This window comes from Sporosarcina sp. P34 (genome assembly GCF_002743375.1).
Classification (GTDB): Bacteria; Bacillota; Bacilli; order Bacillales_A; family Planococcaceae; genus Sporosarcina.
The window spans coordinates 61,427-76,878 of sequence record NZ_PDZC01000006.1 but is presented as its reverse complement, the minus strand read 5'-3'; the positions used below and the strand labels follow the sequence as shown (position 1 = coordinate 76,878).

Below are 15,452 nucleotides of genomic sequence, written 5' to 3'. Positions count from 1 at the left end.
TTCCATTGTCTTCGAGTCTGGTATATTTTTCATCGTATTACTTTACGTCCAACTAGTTCTTTTCCATCCAAGCTGGTTTACCGAAACCTTTAAATTCGGATTCAATCACTTCTAAAAACTGCTCAGATTCTACTACTTCAATAATGTCTTTCGCAAATTGCTTATCTACGTTTTCTGTTTTCACGGCTACAACATTACGGAACCGATCAGGCATATTTTCTAAAGCTAATGCGTCTAATAAATCCATATTTGCTGCAATTGCAAAGTTACCAGGCACTGCAGCCAAGTCAGACCCCTCTACCGAACGGGGCAATTGCCCTGCTTCAACCGGCTGAATTACTAAGTTTTTTGGGTTCTCTGTGATATCTTTTTCAGATGCCGTTAATTGGTCAATGCCTTCATCCATTTTCACTAACCCTACATCTTCCAATACATATAACGTTCTTGCAGCATTCACTGGATCATTTGGAATAGTGATAGTTGATCCCTCTTCAATTTCATCGAGAGATGTATATTTGTTTGAATAGATACCTAATGGCGCGGTCGGTACGATAATCAATTCAGAGAGTTCCATTTTATTTTCTTTCTCGAAGTTTTCCAAGTACGTGATATTTTGGAACAAGTTCGCATCTATATCTCCGCTATCCAACGAAATATTGGGTTGTATATAATCACTAAATTCCGTGATTTCGACAGTATATCCTTTTTCCTCAAGTGCAGGTTGTATTGCTTTTTTTAGCATGTCACTATAAGGACCTGCAGTTGCACCAAAGTGTATATTTTTATCATCATCCGACTTTTCAGTAGACTTTTCTTCTCCACAAGCCGCTAAAGCCGCAACTAACGCAGTAAGAATGAATGCAAGTACCAGTTTCTTCATAATCCATCTCTCCCCTATTATCTTTTATCTATCATTTTTGAAAAACGATCTCCACTAAATTGAATCAACTGCACTAGTATTATTAGAATGGCGACGGTGACGAGCATAATACTGTCATCATATCGGTAATAGCCAAAACGAATTGCGAGGTCCCCAATTCCACCTCCGCCAACAAATCCAGCCATTGCTGAATAGGCAACTAAGTTGATTAACGTCAGTGTAAGTCCTTGGATAATACTCGACTTTGATTCAGGCAATAACACATTCCAAATAATCATCCAGGGCGAAGCACCCGTTGAAATCGCTGCTTCTATAACTCCTTTATCAATTTCACGCATGGATGTTTCAACAATCCTTGCAAAGAAAGGAATGGCTGCAACGGAAAGCGATACACTTGCAGCTGCTGGTCCAATCGTACTTCCGACAATCAGTTTCGTCAAAGGTATTAGAGCTACAAGCAGTATGATAAATGGGATAGAGCGAATGATGTTGACGAGAAACCCAATAACCGAATTAATTGCACGGTTCTCTAAAAATAATCCTCTATCCGTTGTAAATAACAGAACGCCAAGCGGCAATCCAATAATCAGCGCAATCGTAAGTGAGATGCCGATCATGTACAATGTTTCACCAAATGCTTTTGTAATATCCGGCATGAGTTCCAAGATGTGAGATAGATCAAACATGTTGTCGGATCACCTCCACTTGTGCGTTTTGTTTCAGTATGTATGCAATCGCTTGCTCTACTTCTTCACGCTCACCTTGTAATTCCATCAAGAAAATCCCAAGTGCTCGTTCTTGAATATATTCAATCGAACCATGCAAGAAGTTTCCTTTGACCTTATATTTCTGCATCGTATCGGAAATTACACCCTCCATCGCTACTTCACCTTTAAATGTGATTTTTATCAATGTACCGACCAAATTGGACATGACGGCTTCAGGAATGTCGTAAGACACCACACTGCTGATAAACTCCTTTGTTAATGGTTGAACTGGTTGAGAAAAGATGTCATATACTGGCCCTTCTTCGATCACTTTTCCGTCTTGCATAATCGCCATGCGATCACAAATCTCTTTTACCACATTCATCTCGTGCGTAATTAAAACAATCGTGATATTCAATTCTTGATTGATCTTTTTCAACAATCGTAAAATGGACGTGGTCGTGTTAGGGTCCAGTGCGGATGTCGCTTCATCACAAAGCAAAACGGATGGATTATTGGCTAGCGCTCTCGCAATACCGACGCGTTGTTTCTGTCCCCCACTTAGCTGGGCAGGATATACATTGCGTTTATCCGACAGACCCACCATTTCGAGAAGTTCCATTACCCGTGTCTCTATTTTATCTGAAGGCATTTTCGCTGCCTGTAAAGCGAATGCGATATTTTCGAAAATAGTCTTTTGACTAATTAAATAAAAGTGCTGAAAAATCATTCCGATCTTCAAGCGTGCCTGTCGAAGCTCAATCCCTGAAAGTTTCGTTAAGTTTACACCATCTATTAAAATAGTGCCGCTCGTTGGCCTTTCCAACAAATTCAAACAACGTATAAGTGAACTTTTCCCGGCCCCTGAATAACCGACAATGCCAAATATTTCTCCTGTCTCGATGTCTAGTGATACGTCATCTACACCTTTTACCACTTTTTCTTTTGTCTGATATTCCTTAGACAAATGTTGAATTTGGATCATAGTCTCACTTCTTTCTACATTCAAGTAAATAATCATAAACAGTTGGCTAGAAAATTTCTTTCTAAATAAAAAAATCTTTCATTTTTCTAAATGAAAGAGGGACTGAAATATTCTCAGCTTATCTCTCAGATGGAAAACCATACTGTAGGATTTGGCACCTTCCTTGGATTATTCAAGGGGTTGCTGGACATCATCGGGCCATTTCCCTCCGTCGCTCTTGATAAGAGATTGCTATTAAATTATATGCATAAAACATATACTAATCTGAATTAATACAACTGTCAAGGAGAATAACGCCAATTTATCGGAATATCCGACTTATTCTATCAGCTTTAATTTCTATCGACTAATTTTCGCAATGTTCTAGAATCGAATCACAATCCTTCTATTGAAAAATCTTGTATGATCTATGTATACTTAACGCACATACCCTATCAAAGAAAGAAGGAATAGACTATGGCATTATCCAACCGATTACAACAACTCCCTCCGCATTTCTTTACATTATTATTAAATAAAATAGAAAAGGCTATGGATGAAGGCAGAGATGTGATTAACCTAGGACGTGGAAATCCTGATCAGCCAACACCTCCTCATATTATTAAAGCATTGCAAGAAGCCGTTGAAGATCCTGCTACACACGGTTACTCTCCATTTCGGGGGACACTTGCTTTAAAACAAGCAGTTGCTGAATATTATCAGCGTGAATACAATGTCACGATTGATCCCGAAACAGAAGTAGCGGTACTTGGCGGTACAAAAATAGGTGTCGTGGAACTACCTCTTGCTATTATGAATGAAGGTGACTTATTATTGCTGCCAGACCCGGGTTACCCTGATTACTTATCCGGCGTCAGCTTAGCAGGTATTCGATATGATACGATGCCGCTACGTAAGGAGAATGGATTTCTTCCTGATTACGATAATTTAACGGATTATCAGAAAAAAGATGCCAAACTCATGTACTTAAACTATCCAAGTAATCCAACGGGTGTTACAGCCACACCCGAGTTTTATGAAAAAACGGTGGAATTTGCCAAAGAACATCAGATTGCGGTCTTACAAGATTTTGCGTATGGCGGTATTGGTTTTGAAGGTAAGAAACCGATTAGTTTTTTACAAACTGAAGGAGCAAAGGAAGTCGGCATTGAAATGCTATCTCTTTCCAAAATGTATAATATGGCAGGCTGGCGAGTCGGTTTTGCAGTCGGCAACTCCGAGATAATAGAAGCGTTAAACGTATTGCAAGACCATTTATTCACTAGCATCTTCCCAGCGGTTCAACGTGCGGCAATTGAAGCATTGACGGGTCCGCAACAATGCGTTGAAGAGTTAGTGGCGCTCTATGAAGGCCGTCTGACGGTATTGCTGACGGAATGTGAACGCATCGGTTGGGACGTTACAGCACCTACTGGCTCGTTTTTCGCTTGGCTACCTGTCCCAGAAGGCTTTACAAGTGAAACCTTCGCTAACTTATTACTGGATAAAGCAGATGTCGCAGTATCGCCAGGGAACGGATTTGGTGTATACGGCGAAGGATATATTCGAGTCGGGTTGTTAGAAAGTGAAGAACGATTGCAAGAAGCGGTTCGCCGTATTGAAAAGCTTGGTTTATTTAAGTAACAAGATACACTTCCACTTTGCCTCTTGATGCAAAAAGCCTCCTTACTCATACCAGTATTCCTGGTATGGCAAGGAGGCTTTCGCTTGTATAAACAGATCATGTCCGCTAAAGGTTATCAAAATGTATTAATCGAGTTCCACACTATCCAGTAATGCACGCACTTCATCTGTCGTATTCGTATTCATTAATTCATGTCTAAGTTCAGCCGCTCCACGGAACCCTTTAATGTAAATCTTAAAAAAACGACGTAACGGTTTAAATAGCCGCGGTTCTAGTTCTGTTGAATATTTATCAAATAGATCCAGATGAAGACGCAGTAGATCCAGTAACTCTTTATGATCATGCTCTCTCTTCTCTATTTCGAATGCAAATGGATTATTAAAAATTCCGCGACCAATCATAACCCCATCGACACCGTATTTTTCCACCAGCTCCAGACCCATTTGACGGTCAAGAATATCTCCATTGATCGTCAGCAGTGTATCAGGCGCTATTTCATCACGAAGTTTCTTGATCTCCGGAATCAATTCCCAATGTGCATTCCCATTACTCATCTCCTTACGGGTACGAAGATGTATCGACAAGTTCGCAATATCTTGCTCCAGTACATGTCTGAGCCATGTATGCCACTCTTCTATATCTGTGTAGCCAAGACGAGTCTTTACACTCACAGGCAATCCGCCAGCTTTTGCTGCCTGAATAATTGCCGCGGCTGTTTCCGGACGGTTGATCAGACCGCTGCCTTTACCTTTTGTTGCTACATTTGGCACAGGGCATCCCATATTAATATCCAATCCCTTAAAACCAAGTTCCGCCATCCCAATACTCATATCGCGGAAATGTTCAGGCTTATCTCCCCAAATATGTGCAACGATTGGCTGTTCGTCTTCTGTAAATGCCAAACGTCCGCGCACGCTGAAAATTCCTTCTGGATGACAAAAACTTTCCGTATTTGTGAATTCAGTAAAGAATACATCTGGACGTGCAGCTTCGCTTACTACGTGACGAAAAACCACATCCGTCACATCCTCCATCGGTGCTAATATAAAAAATGGCCGTGGTAGATCAAGCCAAAAATTAGTACTCATCGTTATGTTCAAATCCTCTCTTCATAACTTGCATCTGCATGTGCAAAAATGGTTTTATTACATATACTTATCCCTTACAGATGCCAGTCTTACTATTATACAAAAAATGCATCGATGAATTCCACTTCTTTGAGCTATCACCAAAAATTATGATTAAACTACTCCTATCCGTCATGGCCACGTCAACTGTAGTCCCTAACCACTTTACAATTATCGCTTATTCCACTGATCTGAAAAAATTAAATCATCTACACTTCGTCGTTTTTCCCAATTCGCTGTTTCTAATATAGGCGCAGTAGGATAATGCTCCGTATAACCAATAGATAGAAGAGCAATCGGTTCAATATGAGGGGGGATGTTCAAAATATCGCGGACATCATTTTTTTTATAAAAACTCACCCAGCCCATTGCCAATCCTTCTGCACATGCTGCTAGCCACATATTTTGTATGGCGCAAGCAGTCGATAACATGTCTGTTTCAGGAATGGAATTACGTCCTAAGACATGTGACCCGCCACGAGTCGGATCACATGTTACGCAAATAGTGATGGGTGCTTCTTTCAATCCTTGTATTTTTAAGCCAAGGAACTTTGTCTCTTTTTCTGCCTCGTCTTCATAATGAATAGCTAGCGCACGTCTTTCCTTATCAGCTGCCCAGGCTAACTTTTCTTTCGTTTCTTCAGACGAAACGATCACGAAGTTCCAAGGTTGCATGAAGCCGACGGAAGGTGCTTGGTGAGCGGCTTTTAATATGTTATGTATCGCCTCTTCAGGAATGGCTGTTGGTAAAAAACTTCGCACATCTCTTCTAGTATAAATTACCTTGTAAATTGCATCTTTTTCTTCTTTCGAAAACATGTGATATCTCTCCCCTAGTCGTTTACGCAATATAGTATACTATTTGTAATTAATCAACACGCGTTTATTATAATGAATTTATATAATGAATGACAGATTTGACTAAGTATCACTTACATATACTGAAGTTCCTATTCAGGCTATTATGTCTTTAGTTGATCAGCGAAGTAGTTAGTCCATCTTAAAAATTAGAAAAGTGGCTTCAACCGTTTTACACGTCACCGGTTAAAGCCACTTTACGATATACCATTCGAATTAAATATGCTCAGGTCTCGTCCGTTTTCGTAATGGATACTCCACGTTCCGCAAATACTGTTTGAGCGACAGATAGAGCATTCAGCACGCTCGGGAATCCTGTGTACGGTATGAGGTGCATAATACAACCGATAATCTCGTCTGGTGTCAAGCCTACATCAAGTCCTGTTTTGATATGCATCTGAATCTGCGGCTTACCTTGTGCCACAAGTGCCGTAATCGTCGTTAGGACCTTCTGTTTATTATCTAATCCAGGTCGCGAATAAATATCTCCAAACGCAAATTCTACAACATACTTAGTCAAATCTGGTGCTACATCTTTGAAACTCTCTCCAATTTCCATCTCACCTGCTGGGTTATCTTCACCCGATAACGTAAGTTCCATTAACTTTTCCAAACCACGTTGATAGCGATCTTCCGCCATTTCCAAAACCTCCTTGGTTATACTATCCGCTATTTCACCAAAACTGTGCGTAAACTTTCTTTCATATCATTGAATAACGGTGACACTATGAGTGTAGCAAACTTTGTTAGAAAACGAAATTTTTCGTCTATTCGACATTCTATAGGGCAGCAATTTTTATGTGCATTTATTACTAGAAAGTCTTCCTATCGTTTATACTTAAAAGAAACAATCGACCCTGGAGGTTTGCATAATGGAATTTAAAAGTATCGAAGAACAAATCATTCAAAAGTATAAAGATGATGAAAACTTGATGATCCGCCTATTTGTCCAATGGTGCGCGAATCATAAACTGAATCCGCAAGCCCTTTATCAGCAAGCATACCCTGAACAACAGACAAATCCCGCCCTAAAAGAAGTCATGGAAAACGATGATGAATTTGAGGAATTTCATATAGATAACGAAACTATGTTGGATGTGCTTCAACTATTCGGGAATGATGATTTGGCATTTGTAGTCGCAGATGAGATAGGGAAATTCAAATCATAATAGGCACTTGTCAGAGTTATTCCGTTCGTTTATGCCATCAAACGGGACCAATTTTTATACAGTCCTATTGTTCAAAGGTCTGATTACTTTTATTAATACTTCTTATTTTACTTTTTTCCTGCTTGCCTACTATGAGTATTGCTGAATACAACACAAGTGCGATGCCTAATATCTGTAACGGAAGCAGTTGATCACTAAGAAACCATACACCAACTAAAACTGCAACAATTGGTTCAATGGTAGCAAGAATCGACGCTTTCCCAGCTTCCAAATACTTTAGACCCGATGTATATAACACATACGCTACCACAGTGGAAATCAGCGCTAGTAGTAAGGCGGCAATCCAAACGTCAGCATATCCGAATGTATCCACCTTACGCCATATATCACTTGTCAGCGACATGAATAATGCCATATAAAAGAATGCGTACAGAGTAATTGTCAGGGCCGAATATCGTTTCGTTATTGGCTTGGTGAAAATACTGTACAGCGCATAACAAAACCCCGAAAGAATCCCCATGAACAGCGTCTTACTAGGAATACTCTCCGATCCTAGCGGCAATAGTCCGACCACAAATGCACAACCGACAATAGCAAATACTAACGCTAAACCTTTGCGGACAGTGAGTAATTCCTTAAAGAAGATCCTCGATAGAATCATCACGAATAACGGGCCGGTATATAATAACGTCACGGCAAGTGACAAGCTCGATCGTGAAAACACTTCAAAGTAAAAGTAGTTAAATAGCGCAAGACTGAAAATACCTGCACTCGCAAAAAATACATGATCTTTTATTCGTGTCCGTAACTGATCACGAAAAAACAGCAGCATAATGATAAATAAAAACACAAAGCTGAAGATTCCCCGAATCGCTACCACATCCCAAGCCGTGAATCCTCGTGCATATAGTGGCGCTATGAATAAACCGATCAATCCCCAACAGACGGCTCCTGCAATTGTGATTACATATGTCTTCGCACTCGGCTGAGTTTCCAACCTCATCGCCTCCCATTCTAATAGATCTACTGACGATTTTATATAAAATACGTATAGTTATATACTGAATTATAATGCATACCTGTAGACAAAACCATTCCAATTGGTACAACGCATGTCTAGTAAATTATTTCATGTTATTCTTCAGATGAAAAAATACGTGGTAGCCTTGTCTCCCCCCTGACAGTGCTTTCAAAAGAATTACAGGCATAAAATCGATGTTTCGTTCTAATCTTATTCATTAATATATTCACAAAAGAGACGACATGAAAACTGGCGTTAATGTTAAGGACTTACCTTTCACCATCTTCAGTACTTGAACGTCTGATCGTAATACATCACGTACAGATATATAAACCAGTGTCTTGACACCAGGCATGACACACGTGATAATTTAAAATAATGGATGATATATATAACAATCCAAATGACTAGGGAGAGGACGATGCATGTGAGGAAGAAGTTAAAAATAGGAACGATGATCCACGGTGTCGGTGAGAAGATTTCAGACTGGCGGCACCCTACTATGCCATCGGATGCAAGTGTAAGCTTTGAATTTTATAAACAACAGGCCCTAGCGTCAGAACGCGGGAAATTTGATTTTGTTTTCATCGCAGATGCTTTATACATTAATGAACAATCGAATCCACATTACCTGAATCGATTCGAACCTCTCACGATACTTTCTGCATTGGCAGCGGTGACGTCGAATATCGGATTAGTCGGCACATTATCGACTACCTATTGCGAACCGTTTTCTGCAGCACGACAGTTTGCGTCACTTGATATGTTGAGCGGGGGACGAGCAGGATGGAATGCGGTGACGTCCGGATTGGAAAAGACAGCATTAAATTTTAATAAAGAGGTTACAGATCATCCAAATCATGCCACACGTTACCGGATGGCTGCCGAGTTCGTGAACGTCATGAAAGGCTTATGGAATTCTTGGGAAGAAGATGCTTTTATACGCAATAAACAGACCGGGCAATTTTTCGACCCGAATAAATTACATACATTGAATCATGAAGGCGAGTTCTTTTCTGTACTTGGGCCTCTAAATATTGGCCGATCACCGCAGGGGCAACCGGTAATATTTCAGGCTGGTTCATCAAAAGCAGGTATTGCATTCTCCGCACAACAAGCAGATGTAGTTTTCGCCATTATGCCTACTTTAGACGAAGCACAGCGCTATTACATAGATGTGAAAGAGCAAACAGCCGCTGTTGGACGTAAGCCCGATGACTTGTTGGTTCTACAAGGCATCAGTCCGATTATTGGAGATACGATAGAGGAAGCGGAGCGGAAATTCGAAGAACTTGCCGGTTTGGTAACGATTGAACAAGCACTTGCTTTTTTAGGCCGTCTTTTTGAACATCATGATTTTTCACAATATCCATTGGATGGACCTTTTCCCGACATAGGATGCATTGGCAAAAATAGTTTCAGAAGCGATACTGATCGCATTAAGTCTGAAGCACGTAAGCAAAACTTAACCTTGCGTCAAGTAGCTTTACGAGAAGCCACACCGCGCACACCTTTTATGGGTACACCGGAGCAAGTCGCTAACCTTATTGAAGCCTGGTACGAACAAAATGGAGCGGATGGTTTTATGCTCATTGCAAATTTGCCAAGCGAATTAGAAGCATTTGTTGATAAAGTTGTCCCTATCCTTCAAAAGCGTGGAATTTTCAGGACAGATTATGAAGGGATTACTTTACGCGAAAACATGGAGTTGCCTTATGCGGAAAACTCCTATTCACTTTAATAGATAAAGTTGATCAAACAGATATTTTTCAAACAATTGAGTACTTTGCATATTTCTTTGTTGTATAATTACCTAATAATTATACAGAAGTTCTACAATGAGGAGGTATCAGAGGAACATGAATCCAGTAACGTACTCCTATGAAATTCAGAACGTAGTTAAAAGTTCGCATCAATTAGATACATGCATGTCTAATACAGAATTAATTAATTACATCAGCAAGTTAGCAAAGATTGATGTAATGGATATGTATATTGATCAATATCAGGATAAAATAACCAGTCTAGTCATTTACGAAGCAATTGCACAAGCTTTCAAGTTCCACTTAGAACAAGTTCCCGTGTTGACCACAGAGAAAATCGGTACTTTTGAGATTCCTCCATTAACGGATTTGAAAACTTGCAGCAGTCTTTCTTCACAAGTCATTTTGGATTTATATTTGGCTCATCATAATCATCACGTGACAGGTGACGAAATCCGCACCATGATTAACCACTATTTCGGTATGAATTTAGTTGGGATTGACGGGTTGGGGAAAACTAGGATTTCTTTGTATTCCAAAGGACAGTGGCTCGTGAAAGATGATAAAGACTTATTTGTTATTCATACCGGAACAAAGGATGTAGACGTGAAAATCTACTGCACAGACTACTTTACGGCGCGTACTGGATCGAAAAATCTACCGACTGAATTACTACAATCTTTAGCTAGCATGGGATACAGTTATAACTCGCAAGTAGATGCGTATTATTATTCAAATCCTTCTGGTCTTACAGTTTCCAATGCTTTTAAAGGAAAAACAATAGATGCGATTATTGAAAATACACATGTATTATACAAATCTATTTGATGATACAAAAGCCCGAGAAGAGGCTGATATAGCCTCTTCATCGGGTTATTTATTTTCCAAAGGAGGATAGAAACTTCACACGATCTCCCATTGGAGGTATTGTATTATCAATCAAGGAAATTTCAAGAATGGATGGCCCGTTCACGTTCATCAGCTCATCTATTGCTTCTTCGGTTAGATCCTCCATCGTTTCCATTCGTTTACTCGGTATGTTCATAGCCGCAGCCATAGCTGCAATATTCACCGGTTCTTGTTCAAACGATGGATGGGAACGTTTATATTGCAACGAATGACCATGATAGACCATTCCTAAGCGTGCATTATTCATCACAACAAATAAAATCGGCAATCTATGTTCTTTTGCGGTGAGGATTTCCATACCGTGCATGAAGAAACAACCGTCACCCGTAACGCAAACTACTGGACGTTCAGGCTCAGCAAGCTTCGAACCAATTGCAGAACCTATACCGCTCCCCATCGCCCCAAAATGTACATTAATATCAAATGTATCGGACTCCACCACGTTCATATCATGAATGAAATATGCCATGAACTCACCTATATCGACGGTATATCTTGTATTGCGGGGAGCGTATTTTTGCAGACACATCAAAACATTTTTCGTATTGTACTCTTCACTATCCGTTCTCTCTATTTCTTGCTTCCTAAATGCTTGATCTTTCGTCGGCAAGTTCAAAGTTTTTAATCCATCTAGTAACGCGGTCAAGCTTAAATCTATGTCTCCCAAAACAGCAGCATCCACTTCATATTTACGATTAAAAACGGATGAATCGTAATCCAGTTGAATAGTGTACCGACCTTTAGTGAGATTGACGTTCCAATTATTCGTAGCCGTCTCGCCTAAACTGGAGCCTACTACCAGTAAAGCTTCACCATCACTCCCATTGATCAATGAAGAAGCGGCGTCATGACCGGCAAAGCCGAAGACGCCAGCGTGAAGTGGATGATCTTCTGTAATATAGCCTTTTGCTTGGGGTGTTGTAATAATTGGCCACTTGAGCATCTCCGCTAACTCAAGTAACTGATCGACAGAGTTTCTAATACCTTGTCCTACAAAAATATATCCATCCTGTTTATTAACGAGCTCTCTTGCAACAGACTGTATGACGTTTTGATCCGGAACTATCGGCGTTCTTTTTGGCGGAGCCGGTATTTCAGGAGACTCAATTGGATTGATCTGGATATCTATCGGCATGGCGATATGGACAGGACCCGGTACACCGGAAATCGCTATTTCACAAGCCTTTACCACTTCGCCAAGTAAATCCTTCGAATCCGTTACAGTTACACTATATTTCGTCACTGATTTAAAGAGTGGTTCAGCATCCAATTCTTGAGAGGCATTTAAACCGACAGTATCGACAGGAACTGCACCCGTCAAAAATAATACAGGAAGATGTTCACGCATAGCATTTGCAGCACCTGTTAGTAGATTGGTACCACCAGGCCCACTGCATCCAATACACACACTCATAGTAGCCGTATATTTAGCATAAGCAACTGCCATATAGGAAGCAGCGCCTTCATGTTTCGTCACGATCGGTGTCAGTTCAGGTATTTCATACAACTCATCAAAAAACGCATTGACAGAACCTGCTGGGATACCAAAAACATGTTGTACCCCGCTAGCCATTAAATAATCCAACACTGCTCGAACAGCCTTCATAAAATCTCTCCTTTAGTAGCCAGATACGTGCTTTCGAATTCATTCGCTTTCAGCGGCACATTAAAGTAATACCCTTGCATGATATGACATTCTCTTGAGACTAAAAATTCCGCTTGTTCTAGTGTTTCGACACCTTCAGCAACTACATGCAACCCCAGATTTTCTGCTAACGTGATGATCGTATTCACAATGGCTGAATTGTCGTCATTGCTTTCCAATTCCTGAATAAACGATTTATCTATTTTCAACGCATTGATCGGCAAGTTTTTTAAATAGCCCAAAGATGAATAGCCTGTACCAAAGTCATCAATAGACATCTTGATTCCGATCGCCTGTAACTCTTTCATCGTCTGGATAGTCAACTCTGTATTTTTAATAATTTGGTTCTCTGTAATTTCAAGACATAAAAGCTCTGGTGATACCCCTTCTTCTTCTAATATATCTTTTACCGTTTGGAATAAATTATTTTGTTCAAACTGGCGGGCCGATAGATTTACAGATACTACAATCGGTGGATATCCTTTAGCTTGCCACTTCTTGATTTGGTTACATGCACTTCTAATAACCCACTCTCCGATAGGAACTATTAGCCCCGTCTCTTCCGCCAGTGCGATAAACTTATCGGGTGTGATTAATCCTTCTGTCGAGTGATTCCATCTCAATAACACTTCAGTTCCGATGATAGTATGTGTACTATAATCAATTTGAGGTTGAAAATAAATTTCGAACTCCTCACGATCAAGTGCTTTATATAAAGCATTTTCAAACTTCACATTTTCAAACGTCCTGATATCCATCGCCACTTGATAAAAATGATAGCTGCTGCCGGATACGTTTTTGGATTGATACATGGCGATATCAGCATTTTTAATCAATAACTCCACTGTCTGTCCATCTTGAGGAAATAAACTGATTCCTATACTGCTGTGGATGTGCATTTCATGTCCTTTTAGATTGAATGGCTTGTTGAATTGATCCACAATCTTTTCCGCCACTTCAACAACATCTGCTTCTGATCTAATAGAAGGCAGGTAGATAATGAATTCATCACCACCTTGACGCGACGCTGTGGAACCTTCAGGGAGACATGCGCATATACGTCTTGCTACATGTGCCAATAAAATATCACCATAGCTATGCCCTAATAAGTCATTGACTGATTTGAAACGATCCAAGTCCATGAACAGTACCGCTGCTTTATCTTCATGAGTCCGGGCAAAGCTCAACCCTTGTTCCATGCGATCTTTTAAAAGCACCCGGTTGGGAAGATTGGTCAAGCTATCATAATACGCATGGTACCTGATTTCTTTCTCCATCTTCTTTCTTTCGGAGATATCTTTAAATGTAACGACATCCCCAACGACTCTATCTCCTTCTTTAATGGAAGATCTAACATATTCTACAGGAAAACTGGACTGATCTTGTCTAAAGAATGTAACTTCCTCTTTATTTGTATTATTTTCATTGTAAATAATACTGACAGGTTTACCTATTAACTCATTCTTCATCTTATAACCTAGCATTACGGCTGCGGCTGGATTACAAAACGTAATGACCCCCTGTAAATCTAATCCGAATATCCCTTCACCTGCCGAATGGAGAATCAGTTCCTTCTCCCGGCTAATACGCTGTAATTCTTTCATCGCTGATTCAAGTTCGTTGTTCTTTTCCGTTATCTCTGCAGTACGCTGTTCTATAATTAACTCTTGCTTTTCCATATTCAATAAGTTCAATAAAGTGGATGCTGTTGTATCGACAATAGATTGCGTCAGTTGTTGACTGGTCTCGGAGTAATTCGGATTTTTTTGTTGAAGGTCTGCAATGACTAGTAAACCTAATACTTTCCCCATGGAAACAATAGGAAGAATAAACATCGATTGAATACCAAAGTATCGACATACTTTATGGTTCACACGATCGTCTGCAAAGACATCTGGAATAAGTTGCGCTTTTCTAGATGCAATCACTTCCTGAAACACTTTATCATTTTCATCATCAAATTTTTTCTCGTCATGAGACTTAACCCATTCTTCTGGCGACCAATCACTTTTCTGATTAATTGTTGTAGGCTTAATCTTCATTTGCACCAACGGATCGATTAGATGGACACCTATGTCATTGTTTCCAAGCACTCTTTCTATATAAAGAAAACATGTATCCAGTGCTTCCTGCATCGTAGAACACAGTGATAAATCCCGAGTTATATCCAACAATAATTGCTTTTCTTGAATCAATTCTTCTTTACTTGTCAGCAACTTGGCATTTTGAATTGCAACAGCCGCCATATTGACGTAGGACTGGACGGTTTGAATCTCAAGTTCAGTCAAATTCATCGGAATTCCATAATCGAACAAGAAAACAAGTCCGAATAATTCCGTTTCGCCAGTAATAGGTAAAGCCAATAAAGATTTTATCTTAAATCCTATAACTGCCCTTTGATCAGGTCGATAGTCTTTAGATGTATCCGGTATATAGATCGTTCTTCTTGTTTCAATTACTTCTTTCGCCAGTAAATCGAAGTCGGTATCAATTGTATGCATATCGAGCGTCATGCCGTTGATCACTTCAGGCTTTCCTACGAAGCCCCTGAATGATCCGTCTTGTTGCGGCAAGTAAATTCCGACCGAGTCACATTGAACAATCTCCTCTGATATAGCGGTGATCACGTGATTTAGCACTTCTCTTAACTCTAGCTTTGTATTTATTAGCTTTGTTATATTCGCTAGACGAAGATATCTTGTTTGCTCTTTCACTATTCATACCTCCTATCCTATCCAAGTGAATTCTCTATATATAGTATAGA

Annotated in this window: 13 protein-coding genes and 1 riboswitch; of the genes, 4 read left to right on the top strand and 9 right to left on the bottom strand. The window is 39.9% G+C overall.

What is annotated here, in order from left to right; translation table 11 throughout:
• Positions 1-52: 52 nt before the first annotated feature.
• Genes CSV63_RS10410 through CSV63_RS10400 form a run of 3 tightly spaced genes read right to left on the bottom strand, consistent with a single transcriptional unit; the run spans position 53 to position 2,572 of the window.
• Positions 53-880 carry a MetQ/NlpA family ABC transporter substrate-binding protein gene (locus CSV63_RS10410; RefSeq protein ID WP_099695730.1) on the bottom strand — a complete coding sequence of 276 codons (828 nt, stop codon included), beginning with the start codon at positions 878-880 and terminating at the stop codon, positions 53-55.
• A 17-nt stretch (positions 881-897) separates the two neighbouring features.
• Entirely contained in the window at positions 898-1,566 is a 669-nt protein-coding gene (locus CSV63_RS10405; protein ID WP_099695729.1) for a methionine ABC transporter permease, read from the bottom strand.
• Positions 1,559-2,572 (bottom strand): methionine ABC transporter ATP-binding protein, encoded by a 1,014-nt coding sequence (locus CSV63_RS10400; RefSeq protein ID WP_099695728.1) that lies wholly within the window; start codon positions 2,570-2,572, stop codon positions 1,559-1,561. The genes CSV63_RS10405 and CSV63_RS10400 overlap by 8 nt, the downstream gene beginning before the upstream one ends.
• Positions 2,573-2,687: 115 nt before the next feature.
• Positions 2,688-2,799, bottom strand: a riboswitch (SAM riboswitch).
• A gap of 229 nt (positions 2,800-3,028) precedes the next feature.
• Between CSV63_RS10400 and CSV63_RS10395 the strand changes: the two genes are divergently transcribed.
• Entirely contained in the window at positions 3,029-4,195 is a 1,167-nt protein-coding gene (locus tag CSV63_RS10395) for a pyridoxal phosphate-dependent aminotransferase (protein WP_099695727.1), read from the top strand.
• Positions 4,196-4,321: 126 nt separating this feature from the next.
• Here the strand turns inward: CSV63_RS10395 and CSV63_RS10390 are convergent, their stop codons facing one another.
• The 3 genes from CSV63_RS10390 to CSV63_RS10380 all read right to left on the bottom strand — a co-directional run bounded on the left by CSV63_RS10390 (position 4,322) and on the right by CSV63_RS10380 (position 6,821).
• Complete coding sequence (locus CSV63_RS10390; RefSeq protein ID WP_099695726.1) at positions 4,322-5,284, bottom strand: tRNA dihydrouridine synthase; 963 nt, start codon at positions 5,282-5,284, stop codon at positions 4,322-4,324.
• Positions 5,285-5,494: 210 nt separating this feature from the next.
• The gene (bluB, locus tag CSV63_RS10385) at positions 5,495-6,142 is read right to left on the bottom strand and encodes a 5,6-dimethylbenzimidazole synthase (RefSeq protein ID WP_099695725.1); all 648 of its coding nucleotides are present in this window, start codon (positions 6,140-6,142) and stop codon (positions 5,495-5,497) included.
• Positions 6,143-6,407: 265 nt separating this feature from the next.
• Positions 6,408-6,821, bottom strand: a complete 414-nt coding sequence (locus tag CSV63_RS10380) for a carboxymuconolactone decarboxylase family protein (RefSeq protein ID WP_099631831.1) — start codon at positions 6,819-6,821, stop codon at positions 6,408-6,410.
• Positions 6,822-7,053: 232 nt separating this feature from the next.
• Between CSV63_RS10380 and CSV63_RS10375 the strand changes: the two genes are divergently transcribed.
• Complete coding sequence (locus CSV63_RS10375; protein ID WP_099695724.1) at positions 7,054-7,350, top strand: hypothetical protein; 297 nt, start codon at positions 7,054-7,056, stop codon at positions 7,348-7,350.
• 64 nt (positions 7,351-7,414) lie between these two features.
• Here the strand turns inward: CSV63_RS10375 and CSV63_RS10370 are convergent, their stop codons facing one another.
• Complete coding sequence (locus tag CSV63_RS10370; RefSeq protein ID WP_099695723.1) at positions 7,415-8,353, bottom strand: DMT family transporter; 939 nt, start codon at positions 8,351-8,353, stop codon at positions 7,415-7,417.
• 439 nt (positions 8,354-8,792) lie between these two features.
• On the opposite strand from CSV63_RS10370, the gene CSV63_RS10365 reads away from it, so the two are divergent.
• Together CSV63_RS10365 and CSV63_RS10360 are read left to right on the top strand one after the other, a co-directional pair.
• Entirely contained in the window at positions 8,793-10,112 is a 1,320-nt protein-coding gene (locus CSV63_RS10365; RefSeq protein WP_199203643.1) for an LLM class flavin-dependent oxidoreductase, read from the top strand.
• 118 nt (positions 10,113-10,230) lie between these two features.
• On the top strand, positions 10,231-10,962 hold the full coding sequence (locus CSV63_RS10360) for a hypothetical protein (protein WP_099695722.1): 732 nt from the start codon (positions 10,231-10,233) through the stop codon (positions 10,960-10,962).
• A 49-nt stretch (positions 10,963-11,011) separates the two neighbouring features.
• On the opposite strand, the gene CSV63_RS10355 is transcribed toward CSV63_RS10360, so the two are convergent.
• Together CSV63_RS10355 and CSV63_RS10350 are read right to left on the bottom strand one after the other, a co-directional pair.
• A complete protein-coding gene (locus CSV63_RS10355) occupies positions 11,012-12,649 on the bottom strand; it encodes a thiamine pyrophosphate-binding protein (RefSeq protein WP_099695721.1) in 1,638 nt (545 codons plus the stop codon).
• The gene (locus CSV63_RS10350; protein WP_099695720.1) at positions 12,646-15,405 is read right to left on the bottom strand and encodes an EAL domain-containing protein; all 2,760 of its coding nucleotides are present in this window, start codon (positions 15,403-15,405) and stop codon (positions 12,646-12,648) included. The genes CSV63_RS10355 and CSV63_RS10350 overlap by 4 nt, the downstream gene beginning before the upstream one ends.
• Positions 15,406-15,452: the final 47 nt, after the last annotated feature.

Excerpts from the sequence above, each read along its gene's own strand:
- CSV63_RS10375 (WP_099695724.1), top strand. The coding sequence starts at position 7,054 with ATGGAATTTAAAAGTATCGAAGAACAAATCATTCAAAAGTATAAAGAT.
- CSV63_RS10405 (WP_099695729.1), bottom strand. The coding sequence starts at position 1,566 with ATGTTTGATCTATCTCACATCTTGGAACTCATGCCGGATATTACAAAA.
- CSV63_RS10355 (WP_099695721.1), bottom strand. The coding sequence starts at position 12,649 with ATGAAGGCTGTTCGAGCAGTGTTGGATTATTTAATGGCTAGCGGGGTA.
- CSV63_RS10360 (WP_099695722.1), top strand. The coding sequence starts at position 10,231 with ATGAATCCAGTAACGTACTCCTATGAAATTCAGAACGTAGTTAAAAGT.
- CSV63_RS10390 (WP_099695726.1), bottom strand. The coding sequence starts at position 5,284 with ATGAGTACTAATTTTTGGCTTGATCTACCACGGCCATTTTTTATATTA.
- bluB (WP_099695725.1), bottom strand. The coding sequence starts at position 6,142 with ATGTTTTCGAAAGAAGAAAAAGATGCAATTTACAAGGTAATTTATACT.
- CSV63_RS10400 (WP_099695728.1), bottom strand. The coding sequence starts at position 2,572 with ATGATCCAAATTCAACATTTGTCTAAGGAATATCAGACAAAAGAAAAA.
- CSV63_RS10410 (WP_099695730.1), bottom strand. The coding sequence starts at position 880 with ATGAAGAAACTGGTACTTGCATTCATTCTTACTGCGTTAGTTGCGGCT.
- CSV63_RS10395 (WP_099695727.1), top strand. The coding sequence starts at position 3,029 with ATGGCATTATCCAACCGATTACAACAACTCCCTCCGCATTTCTTTACA.
- CSV63_RS10365 (WP_199203643.1), top strand. The coding sequence starts at position 8,793 with ATGCATGTGAGGAAGAAGTTAAAAATAGGAACGATGATCCACGGTGTC.
- CSV63_RS10380 (WP_099631831.1), bottom strand. The coding sequence starts at position 6,821 with ATGGCGGAAGATCGCTATCAACGTGGTTTGGAAAAGTTAATGGAACTT.
- CSV63_RS10370 (WP_099695723.1), bottom strand. The coding sequence starts at position 8,353 with ATGAGGTTGGAAACTCAGCCGAGTGCGAAGACATATGTAATCACAATT.